General features: G+C 71.1%; 17 protein-coding genes and 1 riboswitch. Of the genes, 13 read left to right on the forward strand and 4 right to left on the reverse strand.

Annotation, left to right across the window (positions count from 1 at the left end; genetic code table 11):
* Positions 1-69: 69 nt before the first annotated feature.
* The gene (locus tag ACIP67_RS15310; protein WP_401692014.1) at positions 70-744 is read right to left on the reverse strand and encodes an AAA family ATPase; all 675 of its coding nucleotides are present in this window, start codon (positions 742-744) and stop codon (positions 70-72) included.
* Between the two features lie 171 nt (positions 745-915).
* Positions 916-1009: riboswitch (glycine riboswitch) on the forward strand.
* A 194-nt stretch (positions 1010-1203) separates the two neighbouring features.
* Between ACIP67_RS15310 and gcvT the strand changes: the two genes are divergently transcribed.
* From gcvT to ACIP67_RS15370, 12 genes are all read left to right on the forward strand, one after another.
* A complete protein-coding gene (gene gcvT, locus ACIP67_RS15315) occupies positions 1204-2331 on the forward strand; it encodes a glycine cleavage system aminomethyltransferase GcvT (RefSeq protein ID WP_401692016.1) in 1128 nt (375 codons plus the stop codon).
* A 147-nt stretch (positions 2332-2478) separates the two neighbouring features.
* Positions 2479-2856 (forward strand): glycine cleavage system protein GcvH, encoded by a 378-nt coding sequence (gcvH, locus tag ACIP67_RS15320; protein WP_385068641.1) that lies wholly within the window; start codon positions 2479-2481, stop codon positions 2854-2856.
* 14 nt (positions 2857-2870) lie between these two features.
* Positions 2871-4133, forward strand: coding sequence for a serine hydroxymethyltransferase (glyA, locus tag ACIP67_RS15325; protein ID WP_401692019.1), 1263 nt, complete (start codon positions 2871-2873; stop codon positions 4131-4133).
* Between the two features lie 161 nt (positions 4134-4294).
* Positions 4295-5662: an L-serine ammonia-lyase gene (locus ACIP67_RS15330; protein ID WP_401692022.1), complete on the forward strand. Its 1368-nt coding sequence runs from the start codon at positions 4295-4297 to the stop codon at positions 5660-5662.
* Between the two features lie 202 nt (positions 5663-5864).
* On the forward strand, positions 5865-6050 hold the full coding sequence (locus ACIP67_RS15335; RefSeq protein WP_401692023.1) for a hypothetical protein: 186 nt from the start codon (positions 5865-5867) through the stop codon (positions 6048-6050).
* A 311-nt stretch (positions 6051-6361) separates the two neighbouring features.
* Positions 6362-6913, forward strand: a complete 552-nt coding sequence (locus ACIP67_RS15340) for a Uma2 family endonuclease (RefSeq protein WP_330348718.1) — start codon at positions 6362-6364, stop codon at positions 6911-6913.
* A gap of 914 nt (positions 6914-7827) precedes the next feature.
* Complete coding sequence (locus ACIP67_RS15345) at positions 7828-8181, forward strand: hypothetical protein (RefSeq protein WP_401692026.1); 354 nt, start codon at positions 7828-7830, stop codon at positions 8179-8181.
* A complete protein-coding gene (locus tag ACIP67_RS15350; protein WP_401692029.1) occupies positions 8178-8357 on the forward strand; it encodes a hypothetical protein in 180 nt (59 codons plus the stop codon). The genes ACIP67_RS15345 and ACIP67_RS15350 overlap by 4 nt, the downstream gene beginning before the upstream one ends.
* A gap of 25 nt (positions 8358-8382) precedes the next feature.
* Positions 8383-8691: a hypothetical protein gene (locus tag ACIP67_RS15355; RefSeq protein ID WP_401692031.1), complete on the forward strand. Its 309-nt coding sequence runs from the start codon at positions 8383-8385 to the stop codon at positions 8689-8691.
* Positions 8688-9278 (forward strand): hypothetical protein, encoded by a 591-nt coding sequence (locus tag ACIP67_RS15360; protein ID WP_401692033.1) that lies wholly within the window; start codon positions 8688-8690, stop codon positions 9276-9278. Before ACIP67_RS15355 ends, ACIP67_RS15360 begins: the two co-directional genes overlap by 4 nt.
* The gene (locus tag ACIP67_RS15365) at positions 9275-9493 is read left to right on the forward strand and encodes a hypothetical protein (RefSeq protein ID WP_401692035.1); all 219 of its coding nucleotides are present in this window, start codon (positions 9275-9277) and stop codon (positions 9491-9493) included. The genes ACIP67_RS15360 and ACIP67_RS15365 overlap by 4 nt, the downstream gene beginning before the upstream one ends.
* Before the next feature lie 293 nt (positions 9494-9786).
* Entirely contained in the window at positions 9787-10032 is a 246-nt protein-coding gene (locus ACIP67_RS15370; RefSeq protein ID WP_401692037.1) for a hypothetical protein, read from the forward strand.
* Positions 10033-10215: 183 nt separating this feature from the next.
* On the opposite strand, the gene ACIP67_RS15375 is transcribed toward ACIP67_RS15370, so the two are convergent.
* From ACIP67_RS15375 to ACIP67_RS15385, 3 genes are read right to left on the reverse strand one after another with little or no spacing between them, the layout of a single operon-like run.
* Positions 10216-10785 carry a TetR/AcrR family transcriptional regulator gene (locus ACIP67_RS15375; protein ID WP_401692039.1) on the reverse strand — a complete coding sequence of 190 codons (570 nt, stop codon included), beginning with the start codon at positions 10783-10785 and terminating at the stop codon, positions 10216-10218.
* Positions 10786-10815: 30 nt separating this feature from the next.
* The gene (locus ACIP67_RS15380; protein WP_401692041.1) at positions 10816-12327 is read right to left on the reverse strand and encodes an MFS transporter; all 1512 of its coding nucleotides are present in this window, start codon (positions 12325-12327) and stop codon (positions 10816-10818) included.
* 13 nt (positions 12328-12340) lie between these two features.
* Positions 12341-13234, reverse strand: coding sequence for an SDR family oxidoreductase (locus tag ACIP67_RS15385; protein ID WP_401692043.1), 894 nt, complete (start codon positions 13232-13234; stop codon positions 12341-12343).
* 141 nt (positions 13235-13375) lie between these two features.
* Here ACIP67_RS15385 and ACIP67_RS15390 point away from each other — a divergent pair, with 141 nt between their 5' ends.
* Positions 13376-14314, forward strand: coding sequence for a DUF3500 domain-containing protein (locus tag ACIP67_RS15390; RefSeq protein WP_401692045.1), 939 nt, complete (start codon positions 13376-13378; stop codon positions 14312-14314).
* Positions 14315-14398 lie beyond the last annotated feature (84 nt).

Genomic DNA, 14398 nt, shown 5'->3' on the forward strand with positions numbered 1-14398 from the left:
GGGCGCCGGGCCCGGGTCGGCGGCCTGCCGCGCTCCGCCGCCGGGGAAGGGAGGGCAGGGGCGGCCGGATCAGCCCGTGAAGGCGATGCGGCGGAGGGTGTCCGCCGCGGGGCGGTCGAGGAGGATCGCCGAGCCGCAGCCCTCGGGGAGGCGGCCCCGCTCGACGGAGCGCAGGAGGCGGGAGGCGGCCCGGCGGTGGCGCAGGAAGGCGTAGCGGGAGACGCCCCGGCCGCGCTCGCGCTGGCCCTCCAGGGCGGTGCCGGGGGTGACGTCGAGCATCAGCAGGTGCAGGGTGCCGCCGCGGCGGCGGGCCTCGCGGGCCAGCCAGGCGCGCACCCAGGCCTGCGTGCCGCAGTCGTGCACCACGACGCCCTCGCCGGTGCGCACGGCGCGGCGCAGCCCGGCGTAGTGGGCGACGCGGACGAGGGGGCGGTAGAGCGCGTAGGGCAGGAAGCGCGGCACGCCGGCGTCCCAGCGGTCGCGGGTGTCCTGGGAGTCGATACGGGCGCCCTTCACCGTGCGCCGCATCAGGGTGGACTTACCGCTGCCGGGCAGGCCCGTGACGACGACCAGGTCGTGGGGGCCGAACAGCAGGCCGTGCGGGCTGTGGCCGGCGCGGTCGCGCAGGTCGCGGACGACGGACGCGCGGGCCGTACCGCACGCCCCCCGGGCCGGGGTCGCGGGCTGCGCGGGCAGTGCGATCGCCGAGGTCGTCGCGTACGCCGTGGTCCTGTTCACCGTCATCGTCCTCCCCTGGGGTCAGACAAGTCTTCTCCCCTTCGAGCGTAAAGAGAAGGTAATGCTCGGTGTCTTCCTGTTTCGTACGCGTCCCGCCACAAGCCGGTTACAGATGCGGCCTGCCGTGACGGGGGCCGGGCGTGCAATGATGGCCGCGCCAACTGCATACCGGCCGTTTGAATCCGCGCGGGAGAGTCCCGGACCGTGTCCGGGCGCCGAAGGAGCAAGTCCCTCCCTTGAATCTCTCAGGCCCCGTTACCGCGCGGGCGAGGCACATCTGAAAAGCGGGCCGCTGCCACAGGGCCCCACCCAAGGTGCAAGTCAGGACCGCGTGATCGTCGCCGATCACCCGCGGTCAGGGCGAACCTCTCAGGTTCCGATGACAGATGGGGAGGACTTTCCTCGCCCTCCCCCGCGCCCGGCTGTGCTCGCGCGGGGCCCCTCGCCCTGGGAGACGACCGTCCGATGAGCAGTACCGAACCCTCGCGGCAGCGCCGTACCGCGCTCGACGCCGTGCACCGCTCGCTCGGTGCCACGATGACCGATTTCGCCGGCTGGGACATGCCGCTGCGCTACGGCTCCGAGCGCGACGAGCACCACGCCGTCCGCACCCACGCCGGCCTGTTCGACCTCTCGCACATGGGCGAGATCACGGTCACCGGTCCGCAGGCGGCCGCCCTGCTGAACTTCGCCCTGGTCGGCGACATCGCGTCCGTCGGCGTCGGCCGCGCCCGCTACACCATGATCTGCCGGGCCGACGGCGGCATCCTCGACGACCTGATCGTCTACCGGCTCGCCGACGGCGCGTACCTGGTCGTCGCGAACGCCTCGAACGCGCAGGTGGTGCTGGACGCGCTCGGGGAGCGCTCCGCCGGCTTCGACGCCGAGGTCCGCGACGACCGGGACGCCTACGCCCTGATCGCCGTCCAGGGCCCCCGGTCGCCGGGCATCCTGGCGTCCCTCACCGACGCCGACCTCGACGGCCTCAAGTACTACGCCGGACTGCCCGGCACCGTCGCCGGGGTCCCGGCGCTGATCGCCCGCACCGGCTACACCGGCGAGGACGGCTTCGAACTGTTCGTGAAGCCGGAGCACGCGGTGGAGCTGTGGCAGGCCCTGACCAAGGCCGGCGAGGGCGCCGGACTGGTCCCCTGCGGCCTGTCCTGCCGGGACACGCTGCGCCTGGAGGCCGGCATGCCGCTGTACGGGCACGAGCTGTCGACCGCGCTGACCCCCTTCGACGCCGGGCTCGGCCGGGTGGTCAAGTTCGGCAAGGAGGGCGACTTCGTCGGGCGCTCGGCGCTCGCCGAGGCGGCCTCGCGCGCGGAGACGGACCCGCCGCGCGTCCTGGTCGGCCTGGTCGCCGAGGGCCGCCGGGTGCCGCGCGCCGGGTACGCGGTGGTCGCGGGCGGCGAGGCGATCGGCGAGGTCACCTCCGGCGCCCCCTCCCCCACGCTGGGCAAGCCGATCGCGATGGCGTACGTCGACGCCGCGCACGCGGCACCGGGCACGCCGGGTGTCGGCGTGGACATCCGGGGCAGCCACGAACCGTACGAGGTCGTGGCGCTGCCGTTCTACCGGCGCCGGAAGTAAAGACTTCCACGAAGTAAGGACTCAGCGCAGAGATCGCCGCCGGGAACGGCCGGTGCGCGTGACCCTGCGCACATGTCCGCTGCTCACGAACGTCTTCAGCAGTCCCCCCTTCACCAGCACTCCCCCGCGTACAGGAGAATTCAGGCCATGAGCAACCCCCAGCAGCTGCGCTACAGCAAGGAGCACGAGTGGCTGTCGGCCGCCGAGGACGGCGTCTCGACGGTCGGCATCACGGAGCACGCGGCCAACGCGCTCGGCGACGTGGTCTTCGTGCAGCTCCCGGCGGTCGGCGACTCGGTGACCGCGGGCGAGTCCTGCGGCGAACTGGAATCGACCAAGTCGGTCAGTGAGCTGTACTCGCCCGTCGACGGCGAGATCGTCGAGGTCAACCAGGATGTCGTCGACGACCCGGCGCTGGTGAACTCCGCCCCCTTCGAGGGCGGATGGCTGTTCAAGGTACGCGTCTCGGGCGAGCAGGAAGAACTGCTCTCCGCCGACGAGTACACCGCCTACACCGCCGGCTGAGGAGTCGTAGACGCATGTCTGTCCTGAACACGCCCCTGCACGAGCTCGACCCGGAGATCGCCGCGGCGGTCGACGCCGAGCTGCGCCGCCAGCAGTCCACGCTGGAGATGATCGCCTCGGAGAACTTCGCTCCGCTCGCGGTCATGGAGGCGCAGGGCTCGGTCCTGACCAACAAGTACGCCGAGGGCTACCCCGGCCGCCGCTACTACGGCGGCTGCGAGCACGTCGACGTCGCCGAGCAGATCGCGATCGACCGGATCAAGGAGCTGTTCGGCGCCGAGTACGCCAACGTGCAGCCGCACTCGGGCGCCTCCGCCAACCAGGCCGCCCTGTTCGCGCTGGCCCAGCCGGGTGACACCATCCTCGGCCTGGACCTGGCGCACGGCGGTCACCTGACCCACGGGATGCGGCTGAACTTCTCCGGCAAGCAGTTCGATGTGGTCGCCTACCACGTGGACGAGGCCGGCCTGGTCGACATGGCCGAGGTCGAGCGGCTGGCCAAGGAGCACCGCCCGAAGGTGATCATCGCGGGCTGGTCGGCGTACCCGCGCCAGCTGGACTTCGCCGAGTTCCGCCGGATCGCCGACGAGGTCGAGGCGTACCTGTGGGTCGACATGGCGCACTTCGCCGGTCTGGTCGCGGCGGGCCTGCACCCGAACCCCGTCGAGTACGCCGACGTCGTCACCTCCACCACCCACAAGACGCTGGGCGGCCCGCGCGGCGGCATCATCCTCGCGAAGAAGGAGTTCGCGAAGAAGCTGAACTCGTCCGTCTTCCCGGGCTTCCAGGGCGGTCCCCTGGAGCACGTGATCGCGGCCAAGGCGGTGTCCTTCAAGGTCGCGGCCGGCGAGGAGTTCCAGGAGCGCCAGCGCCGTACGGTCGAGGGCGCGAAGATCCTCGCCGAGCGCCTGACGGCCGCCGACGCCCGCGAGGCCGGGGTCAACGTCCTGTCCGGCGGCACCGACGTGCACCTGCTCCTGGTCGACCTGCGCGAGTCGGAGCTGGACGGGCAGCAGGCCGAGGACCGTCTGCACGAGGTCGGCATCACCGTCAACCGCAACGCGGTGCCGAACGACCCGCGCCCGCCGATGGTCACCTCCGGCCTGCGGATCGGCACGCCCGCCCTCGCCACCCGCGGCTTCACCGCCGAGGACTTCGCCGAGGTCGCGGACGTGATCGCCGAGGCGCTGAAGCCGTCCTACGACGCCGAGGCGCTGAAGGCCCGGGTCGTCGCCCTGGCGGACAAGCACCCGCTGTACCCCGCTCTGACCAAGTAGGTTCCCGTTCCCGGTGGGGCATCCCGCACACTCGTAGACGGGTGTGCGGGGCGCCCCGGACCGGCGCCACCCCGGTGCGGCGATCCCGCGCCCGGTGGCACGCCGAGCCCGCACCACCCTTATGCGGAGACCCCGCACCACCCCCGTCCCGAGGAGTCACCGTGGCCATCTCGGTCTTCGACCTGTTCTCGATCGGCATCGGCCCGTCCAGCTCCCACACGGTCGGCCCCCTGCGCGCGGCGCGCATGTTCGCCCGCCGGCTGCGCAACGAGGACCTGCTGGCCTCCGTCGCCTCCGTCCGCACGGAGCTGTACGGCTCCCTGGGCGCCACCGGTCACGGCCACGGCACCCCGAAGGCCGTCCTCCTCGGCCTGGAGGGCGACTCGCCGCGCACGGTGGACGTGGAGACGGCGGACGAACGGGTGGAGTCGATCAGGTCGGCGGGCCGGATCCGGCTGCTCGGCGAGCACGAGATCCCGTTCTCCTACGACGACGACCTGGTCCTGCACCGCCGTACGGCCCTGCCGTACCACGCGAACGGCATGACGCTATGGGCGTACGACGCGCAGGGCGCGGAGCTGCTGACGAAGACGTACTACTCGGTGGGCGGCGGTTTCGTCGTCGACGAGGACGCGGTGGGCGCGGACCGCATCAAGCTCGACGACACCGTCCTGAAGTACCCCTTCCGCACGGGCGACGAGCTGCTGCGCCTGACGAAGGAGACGGGCCTGTCGATCTCCTCGCTGATGCTGGAGAACGAGCGGGCCTGGCGGACCGAGGAGGAGATCCGCGCGGGTCTGCTGGAGATCTGGCGGGTGATGCGGGTGTGCGTGGCGCGCGGCATGTCCCGCGAGGGCATCCTGCCGGGCGGCCTGCGGGTGCGCCGCCGCGCGGCGGTCACGGCCCGGCAGCTGCGCGCCGAGGGCGATCCGCAGGCCCACGCCATGGAGTGGATCACGCTCTACGCGATGGCGGTGAACGAGGAGAACGCGGCCGGCGGCCGGGTGGTCACCGCCCCCACGAACGGCGCCGCCGGCATCATCCCCGCCGTCCTCCACTACTACGTGAACTTCGTGCCGGGCGCGGACGAGGACGGCGTCGTCCGCTTCCTGCTCGCCGCCGGCGCGATCGGCATGCTCTTCAAGGAGAACGCCTCGATCTCCGGCGCCGAGGTCGGCTGCCAGGGCGAGGTCGGCTCGGCCTGCTCGATGGCCGCGGGCGCCCTGGCGGAGGTCCTCGGCGGCTCCCCGGAGCAGGTGGAGAACGCGGCCGAGATCGGCATGGAGCACAACCTCGGCCTGACCTGCGACCCGGTCGGCGGCCTGGTCCAGATCCCCTGCATCGAGCGCAACGGCATGGCCGCGGTGAAGGCGGTCACGGCGGCCCGTATGGCGATGCGCGGCGACGGCTCCCACAAGGTGTCCCTCGACAAGGTCATCAAGACGATGAAGGAGACGGGCGCCGACATGTCGGTGAAGTACAAGGAGACCGCGCGCGGTGGGCTCGCGGTGAACATCATCGAGTGCTAGGAGAACGGGCCCTGACCAGTGCGTTCGTGTCTTTCAGCGCTGTCAGGGCCTTCCCTGCTTACGCGGCGGAAAGTCCCTGAAACCGCCCCGGGACAGACGTGAAAGTCCCTGAAAAGTCCCTGGGGTGCCTGGTGGGCGGCCGCGCCAGTCGGACCAGGCAAGTGAGTGGGCCGTGTCACGGGCGGGCCGGACGACGAGCGCGATGAACAGGCGGCAGATCTCGTTGCAGGACAAACGGGATCACGTCGTCCGGCGTGGGCCGGTGTGCGTGTTCGTCGGCGCGGACGACGGCGAGGAAGGCGTGGGCCGGCATCGCGAGGGTGACCCGGCGGGCCCAGGCGGGACAGCGGCGGACCTGGTGCTCATCCAGCCCGCCCGGCCCTGGTGACGACTGATGCCGCCAGACGCCGTTGTGCCTGATCAAACCACATGCGTCGTACCGGACGCCGGTACCTCGTACCGCAACGTCCAAAGGCGTCCGGCCACCCCATGGCCACCCGGAAGGTGCCCGCCGCCCCTGGAGGCCACCCAACGCCAGCTGTTGGGTCCGAACACCTACGGGCCCAGCTCACGCCCCGTGTCACGGCGTCCGCTCGTGCGGACCGGTTCCCCCCTGTGGTGCGCGCACACCACGGAAGTCCACCCGTGGGACGGCTCTGTCCGCCGTATCATGACGGCACACGGGAAGGAGCACCGTCCATGAGTGTCGACGCGATCACGCACACCGAGTTCCCCGCGGGATACGTGGTGTTCTTCGGCGCCGACGGAAAGATCATCATGACCCCGCAGAGCGAAGAGCACTCCAGCACGATCAGGTCGATGCAGATCGACTCTCTCGCCCTCGGCCGTCACGCGAAGGTCACCTCGGACGTCTACATCGACTTCCCCGCTGACGAGAACTCCGCCCCCGACCTGGCCATCCTGCGCGAGGACGCGCGCAAGGAGGGCAAGCGCTACAGCTTCGAGGACGTCCTGTTGATCTCGGAGGTCGTCTCCACGTCCTCGGCACGCAAGGATTACGACGACTGCACCGCGAAGTACGGCCGGTACGGCATCCCCGTCTACCTCGTCGTGGATCCCTACGCCCGGGAAGTCGTCCTGCACACCGAGCCCACCTCCAGCGGCTACAGCACCGCCCACACCCGCGCATACGGCACAGGCAAGCTCCCCATCCCCCTGGCCGACGGCCGCACCTTCACCCTCGACCTCGACGAACTCCCCCTGCCGGACCCGGAGCCCGACACTCACTGAGTCTGAGAAAACGCGCCCCGAAGCAGGAAGAGGCCCGGCAGCCGGTCGGCGAGGGCACGATCATCGAAACCGCGACTGAAGAGCTCCACGCATTGGGGTGCCCGGAGTTTGGTGATCACGCCCGGGGTTTCCCTGTCCTTCCGGCCCCATTCTGGGCCCCAGGAAGGCCCGGCGGCGGGCTGGGCCCCGTCGGGCGGGACTCCAATTCTGGACCCGGCGACAAAAGGGCGTCCAGCGCACCGACCTTGCGACGCGAAGACGCTCTTCTCACATCCCCCGCACCGTTCATCCTGTGCGGGGCAAGCTCGGCACCATCACCGACGTGGTCCGCTCCGTCGTCGCCCCCGCCGCCCTCATCGCCGACCAAGCCGAGACCGCGATCGTCGAGGTCCGGAACCCGGCCGGCCTGGACGAGGTCGACGAGATCCCCCCGGTCGCGCCGCCGACCAGGCCCGCCGCACTGACCGCGGCGAGCGCGCCGCGAAGAAGGTCCTCGACAAGCTGCCCGCCGACACCTACGGCACATGACGCGTCTTCCGCACCCCGTCCTCGCGGTAGGCCCCGGACCTCGCCGAGATCACCCGCATCTCCAAGGCCCACGGCCTCGGCCCCGTCTCGATGAAGGCCTGCGCCCCGAGCCTCAAGGTCGAGCTCGCCGAGGCCACACCGGTCGGCGTCGATACCGCGGTCCTCGTCGCGGCCTAGCAGTCACCCAAGATCTGCAAAAAGGCGCATTCTACGCGCTTCGTAGCAGGGCGGTAATCGGTCTCGGGGGCAGCGTCCCCCGAACGGAGAAGGACGCCTGTTCCGCCCTCGCCAGGGCGACTACCACCGAAAGCAGAACGCCCTCGGCCGGTGGTTACGTCAACGGTCCCGAGGTCTGGACCCAACTCCTGCATTGAAGGAGCAAGACCATGGCGAAAACAGCAACAGGCGTTACTCCCGTCGGCGTCACCAAGCACCTAGCTTCTCGGCCTCCACAGCCCGAAGCCCTCAATTTCGACGCAGAAATGCAGGCCCGTGTCGAGCAGGACTCCGCCCGCATCATGGCTGCCATCAACGACCCCACCACCGTGTTCGAGGTGCTCACCGCTGCGCATGGCATCCAGGTCGTGGAGTTGGAAGTTCCATTCGACCGCCTGTACGGGCACTACCTGCAGCACAAGGACGGCACCCGTCTCCTCGTTGTCCCCGCCGGACAGGCTCCCTCCACCCGCCTGTGGGCCGCACGCGCCCTCCTCGCCCACCAGGGCGTGATGCCGGCATGACCTTCTCCGACTTCGACAAGGCCACCGCCGCCACCCCCACCGCGTTCCTCGACCGGCTCGCCGCCGTCCCCGGGGCAGTCGACGAGGCGATGCGGAAGGCCCTCCCGGACGTGTACACCCCGGAGAAGGCCAAGGAACTCGCGGACGACATCTTCCTCCGCCTCCGCCAGCTGTAACCGACAAGGCCACGGAGGTGACGCTGTGACCGTCTCCGCCACGAAGCCGTCCGCCGACCACCTGATGGACACCCCCCTGCCCGTGCTCATCAACGAGTTGGGCATCACCCTCACCGACTCCTCGATCACCGACCCGGCGTTCTTCGGCGCCGTCATCGTCCAGCGCAAGACGGGTGAGCTGCGGCTCACCATGCCGACCGGGCGCAGCGAACTGGAGCACGACACCGTCACCCGGTACCTGCTCGCCCAGGCGCTCGGGGTACCGGTGCCTGGCATGCCAGCGCCGTTCGTCACGACCCGTATCCCCGCCGAGCAGACCGAGGTGACGCTGTGACCGCCACGGTCCCCCTCGACCTCGCCCTCACGGTCCGACGCGGAACCACCTCCCCCGGCAAGGCCGCCGACATCCGCGACCTCAGCCCCGCCGACGGCACCGCCACCCTCGTCTACGACAGGCACCTCGCCAACCCCGGCACCGCCGTCTGGCTCGCCCGCATCTCGCTGCGCCGGCACGGGTACGCCGTCCGCGAGGTGATCCTCGACGGCATGGGCCCGGGCATCACCGCCCTGTTCCAGGAAGCGTCCCGGCTCCGCCTGGACGTCCACCTGGGCAGCGGCAAAGGCACTCCCAGGGTCGTCACCTACGACGACAGCCCGGCCGCGTACCAGGTCCCGGCTGGCTGGGACCTGGCGGACGCCACCGACCGGCTGCCCGCCGCGCATGCGGCGGCCCGCCCCCACGTTGTCCGCGCACTGCGCGCCATCGACGTAGAGAAGGAGAACAACGGCGGGCGTATCGACAAGGCCCTCGACGTGGTAGCCGGGATGATCCTGGAGACCGGGGACCCCGACCAGGTGTGGGGCACGCTCACCCGTGTCCTCTGCGAGACCCGGTCCGAGCGGGCGGAGGTGTCGGCATGACGACCGCCGTCAACGCCGACGCCGCCCGCATCATCGGGCAACTCCAGGAAGGGCACGCCGCGATAAACGCGGCCGGGCTCGGCAGCCCCGCACTGGACGACTTCAACAACCTGCTCACCGAAATGATCGCCGAGGCTCCCGACCCGAAGTTCCGTCTCCACGAGATCGTCGAGTTCCTCGCCCGAGAACGCGGCATGACTGCCAAGTCTGCCTGAGCGGCACCCCGTAGATGGCCCCGGGCTCAGCGACTCCGCCGCTGGCCCAGGGCCTGGGACTCGACCATTCACCAACAAGGAGTCAGACCTTGTGCAGGGCGCGGCGACGCGATCGACGCGCTGAACCAGAAGATCGGTGACAATCTCCCGGAAAAGCTGCGCAGGACGGTGACGTCCTTTCACGACGCGGCCCAGGCCTACACCGACTACGCGCCCCGGCTGCGGGAGGCGCAGGAGACGTTCGACCGGGCGGTGGACCAGGCCAACGACTGCCCGGCGCCCTGGTCGCTGCGGTGTCGGTGTTCTTCCCCGTCGCGGGCGCGCTGCTGGCCGGGGCGCTGTTCGCGCTCGACCAGATATCAGCCCTGGCGAATGGCCATTTCAACCTCGGTGACCTCGCACTCGGCCTGCTCAGCTTCGTTCCCCTCGGCTCGCTGTTCAAGGGCGGTGCGGGTGCGGCGTCGAAGTCTCTCCCGAACCTGAAGAACACCGGCGGTTCCATCAAGGACATCAAGTCCACCGTAGGCCCGGAAGGATAACGAACAGATCCCAGAGAAAGAGTTCGAGGACTCAGCGGAGCAGAAAGGCCCCGACGAGGATCACGGCACATCCAGCTCAAGAGGCAGGTGAAGCGGCGGGCCGAGCAGCCCCTGGACGGCCCCTGGCTCCGCAACCCGCTCCAAGGCCGGCACCGCCGCCTCGACCGCGGCAGCCGCGCTCGGTCAAGTCCACGCCGCGGCGAGGTGCTGGGCGTGGGCCCGCAGTTCGCGCAGTGCGGGCGGCGTGTTGCCGATGACCACCATGAGCACGACCGGCCCGCACAGTTCGGCGGCGGCCAGGCGGTCCTCGGGCATCCCTGGGAACGCCGGGCGCACCTGGTCCAGCACCGCTCGAGCCGGCCCGGCGAGCAGGTCGGCGTCGGCGAAGAGCCTGCTCACCTCGGCGTCGTGCTGGGCCTCGCCGAGCAGGGCTCGGTAGGCCGCGCCGGCGGTCGAGGTGGTCAGGAACTGAGCCAGGGCGACGAGGAAGTCGGTGACGGTGCGGACCGGCTCCTCGTGCGCGGGGACGGTCAGCTCGGTGTCGGCGTCGTCGGCACAGGACTCGATCAGAATGTGCGCCTTGGTCGGCCACCAGCGGTAGACGGTCTGCCGGCCGACACCGGCCCGCTCGGCGATGCCCTTCATGGTCATCGCCGAGTAGCCGATGTCGACGAGCAGGTCATCGACGGCGTGCAGGACGGCGAGCCGCGCGCTCTGGCTGCGCGGACGCCCCGGGGTGGCAGGCTTGGTCACGTCGTCAGCATATCGGGCCACAGTGCGCCGTTATCGCTGATCGGCTGTCGGCCCGGACCGCTGCCGCCCGGCGCGAACCGCCACGGTGACGACCACGGCCCCGACGAGCGCGGTGAGCAGAGCGGCCGTCCGCAGCGCCGTGCCGACCCCGGAGGCGAAGGCGTCGACGACGGCCTGCCGCTGTCCCGGCGCCGCGACGAGCGCTTCGGCGACGGTCCGCGGAACCGGATGCCCGTGCCGCACGCCGGCCGGCAGGTGTGCGGTGAACGCGGCCGTGAGCACCGTACCGACCACCGCGATACCCAGCGCGCTGCCGAACTCCCGGGTCGCCGACTGCAACCCGCCCGCCACGCCGGCCTGCTCGGCCGGCAGCGCCCTGGTGAGTTCGGCGCTCAGCGTGGGCAGGGCGAGCATGAAGCCGGTCCCGACGACGACCAGCCACCCCGCGTACACCGGGTAGGGCAGGCCGGTCGCTGTGGACACGCCGAGCAGCCCGCAGCTGATGGCCAGGAACGCCACGGTCAGGACGGCCGGGATGCCGAAGCGCCGCGCCAGACCCGGCACGCGCCGGGAACCGATCAGCAGCGGTACCGCCAGCGGGAGGGTCCCCAACCCGGCCGCCAGCACCGAGTAGCCGCGGCCGTACTGCAACAGGGAGGCGTTGGCGAAGAACAGCCCGAAGCTGCCGAAGAAGGTCACGAACATGCCCAGGCCGGCGCTGCTCAGCACCGGGATGCGGAACAACCGGGGGTCCAACAACGGGTGGGTCAACCGGAGTTCGGCACCGATCCAGACCGCGCCCAGCACACCGCCGGCGATGAACGCCGACACCACCGAGGCGCTGCCCCAGCCCCGTTCGGGCCCTTCGATGATGCCCAGGAGCAAGGCCACCGTCGCCGTGATGAGCAGCACGGTGCCTACCGGGTCCAGCCGACGGGCGCTGCGGGCGCTCGGCGCCGCCACCATGGCGACCCAGACCGCGAAGACCACGGCGGTCAGCGCGACGACGCCGAACATGACGCGCCAGGACGCGACGGCCAGCAGCGCGCCGCCGGCCGTGTTCCCGACGAGCCCGCCCATGCCGGACACCGTGCCCCAGACGGCCAGGGCTCGGCCCCGGCGCTCCGGAGCGGTGGCGTGCACGAGCACCCCGACACAGTTCGGGAGCACCAGCGCCGCGCCCAGCCCGGTGAGCGCGCGGGCGGCCAGCATGACCGGCACGTCGTGCGCGGCGGCGGCGAGCGCCGCACCGGCGGCGAAGGTGAACAGCCCGGCCAGCAGCACGCCCTTGCGGCCGAACCGGTCCCCGGCCGCGCCCGCGGGGATGACCAGGCAGGCGAAGACGACGACGTAGGCGTCGACGATCCACAGCAACTGCGAGGAACTCGGGTGCAGCCCGCCGGCGGTGATCTGCGGCACCGCCAGATTGATGGCGGCGACCAGCCCCATGACCAGAATGGTGCAGGCGCATACGCAGGCCAGCACGGCATCGGGGCCGTGGGTGCGCTCCGCACCGGCGGGGCGAGCTTCGACGGTGGTCATTCGGATACCCTCCTCACCCGCTGTAGGCGCCGGTCAAAACGTCCTCGACCAGGGTCGGGCCGGTCGGGTCCCAGCCGAGCAGGTCGCGGGTCAGCCGGCTGGAGGCGGTCATGGTCATGCCGAAGAAGCCGCCGACGAAACCGAAGTGCTCGTCGGCGTCCGCCGGGTCGATCGAGGCCACCGGAAGGTCCAGGGCCTGCCCCAGGGCCTCGGCGATGGCGCGGGTGGTCACGGCCTGTTCGGCGACGGCGTGCAGCCGGGTGCCTGCGGGGGCGTGTTCCAGGCCGAGCCGGATGAGCCGGGCGGCGTCGGGGCGGTGCACCGCGGACCAGGCGGCCGAGCCGTCACCGATGTAGCCGGAGACCCCGCGCTCCTTGGCGGCGGCGGCCAGGAAGGTGACGAACCCCCAGTCACCGGCGCCGTGCACGGAGGGGGCGAACCGGATCGCCATGCCCCGCACCCCGCGCGAGACGTAATCCAGTGTGAGGTTCTCGCTGCCACCGCGGTCCGCGCCCGGTCCGACCTCCGGCGAGGCGTCTGTCTCGGTCGCCGGGCGGCCGTCGGTCAGGCCCGACAGCGCGTTCGCGACCAGGAACGGGCGGTCGGTGCCGACCAGTGTGTCGAGCATGGCCTCCACGGCGGCGCGCTCCGCGCGGTCCGATTCGGCGGGGTTGGCCCAGTCGTGCTTGTTGGCGAGGTGGACGACGGCGTCGGCGGTGCCGGCGCCGGTGCGCAGGCTGTCCAGGTCGTCGAGGTGGCCGGGCAGGGCGGTGGCGCCCTTGGCGGTGAGGGTCTGGGCGGCGTCCGGGGTGCGGGCGAGGCCGGTGACGGTGTGGCCGGCGGCGAGCAGCTCATCGACGGTGGCCGAGCCGATCCAGCCGGTGGCTCCGGTGACGAACACATGCATGGGAGAACTCCTTCAGAAAGATGAACCGCGATGGAAGTCGGCAGCCAGTTTCGAGCCACCGTGTATTGCAAACGTATCAGAAACGAGGCACGATGTCTCTTAACAGCGAGAAGAAGTGAGAGAGGCGGAGAAGTCATGCACGTGCCCGAGCTTGCGGAGTCGTTCGCAGCCACGCTGTCCCGGGCCCAGCGTGCCCGACTGCACCAGGAGTACTCGGCGGCGAACGCGGCGCGCTGGTCGAACTTCCCCCAGTCCGTGCTGGGCCGTCGCGGCCGGCTCGGTCTGCGGACCGGCACGCTCGACCCCGAGCAGTGGCGGGCGCTGAACACCCTGCTCGCCGCCGCCACCGGAACGGCACCGAACCGGGGCTACGACAGAATCCAGCAGCACCTCGACGCGGACGACCACCTCCGCGCGCACGGCGCCGGCCACGGCTACGGCCGTGGGAACTTCTACGTCGCCTTCCTCGGCGCGCCGTCGGACACCGGACGGTGGGAGTTGCAGTTCGGCGGGCACCATCTCGCGGTCGCCAACACCTACGCCGACGGCGTCCTGGCAGGAGCCACGCCGTCCTTCCGAGGCATCGAGCCGTTCGCCGGATTCCAGGCCCGGGATGGAGTCCGCGAACCCGAACGACAGGCGCGGGAGGCCCTGGCCGCGCTGCTCGCGGCACTCGGTCCCGCCCAGTCGGCCGCGGCCCGGCTCGGGCGCTCCCACCACGACCTGCTGCTGGGGCCGGGACAGGACTGGGCGTTCCCGAGCCGGGCGGAGGGCATAGCGGGCGTCGAGCTGACCGCCGGACAGCGGGCTCTGCTGCTGGCGGCGATCGAGGAATACGTCGCCGACGTCGACGAGGAGAGTGCGGCGCGCATCCTCGCCGGCTACGCCCGCGAACTGGACGCGACCCACGTCGCCTGGACGGGGTCGGCCTCCCTGCTCCGGCCCGGGGACTACATCCGCATCGACGGCCCGTCGGTGTGGGTCGAGTTCTCGATGCACGACGGCATCGTCCTGGCCGACCCGCATCCGCACGCGGTCTGGCGCGACAAGAACACCGACTACGGCGGGCGGGAATTCTGAGGCTCATCCCACATTCGAGACACGAAGACTTGTATGTCACCCCTTTAGGGTGCACCATGGTTCGAAACGGGAGTCATGGGCAGC

This window comes from Streptomyces sp. NPDC088812, from assembly GCF_044750285.1.
Lineage (GTDB): Bacteria > Actinomycetota > Actinomycetes > Streptomycetales > Streptomycetaceae > Streptomyces.

Bases quoted from the DNA above. Each gene is read 5' to 3' on its own strand.
- ACIP67_RS15310 (WP_401692014.1), bottom strand. From the start codon at position 744: ATGACGGTGAACAGGACCACGGCGTACGCGACGACCTCGGCGATCGCA.
- gcvT (WP_401692016.1), top strand. From the start codon at position 1,204: ATGAGCAGTACCGAACCCTCGCGGCAGCGCCGTACCGCGCTCGACGCC.
- gcvH (WP_385068641.1), top strand. From the start codon at position 2,479: ATGAGCAACCCCCAGCAGCTGCGCTACAGCAAGGAGCACGAGTGGCTG.
- glyA (WP_401692019.1), top strand. From the start codon at position 2,871: ATGTCTGTCCTGAACACGCCCCTGCACGAGCTCGACCCGGAGATCGCC.
- ACIP67_RS15335 (WP_401692023.1), top strand. From the start codon at position 5,865: ATGAACAGGCGGCAGATCTCGTTGCAGGACAAACGGGATCACGTCGTC.
- ACIP67_RS15340 (WP_330348718.1), top strand. From the start codon at position 6,362: ATGAGTGTCGACGCGATCACGCACACCGAGTTCCCCGCGGGATACGTG.
- ACIP67_RS15345 (WP_401692026.1), top strand. From the start codon at position 7,828: ATGGCGAAAACAGCAACAGGCGTTACTCCCGTCGGCGTCACCAAGCAC.
- ACIP67_RS15350 (WP_401692029.1), top strand. From the start codon at position 8,178: ATGACCTTCTCCGACTTCGACAAGGCCACCGCCGCCACCCCCACCGCG.
- ACIP67_RS15365 (WP_401692035.1), top strand. From the start codon at position 9,275: ATGACGACCGCCGTCAACGCCGACGCCGCCCGCATCATCGGGCAACTC.
- ACIP67_RS15380 (WP_401692041.1), bottom strand. From the start codon at position 12,327: ATGACCACCGTCGAAGCTCGCCCCGCCGGTGCGGAGCGCACCCACGGC.
- ACIP67_RS15385 (WP_401692043.1), bottom strand. From the start codon at position 13,234: ATGCATGTGTTCGTCACCGGAGCCACCGGCTGGATCGGCTCGGCCACC.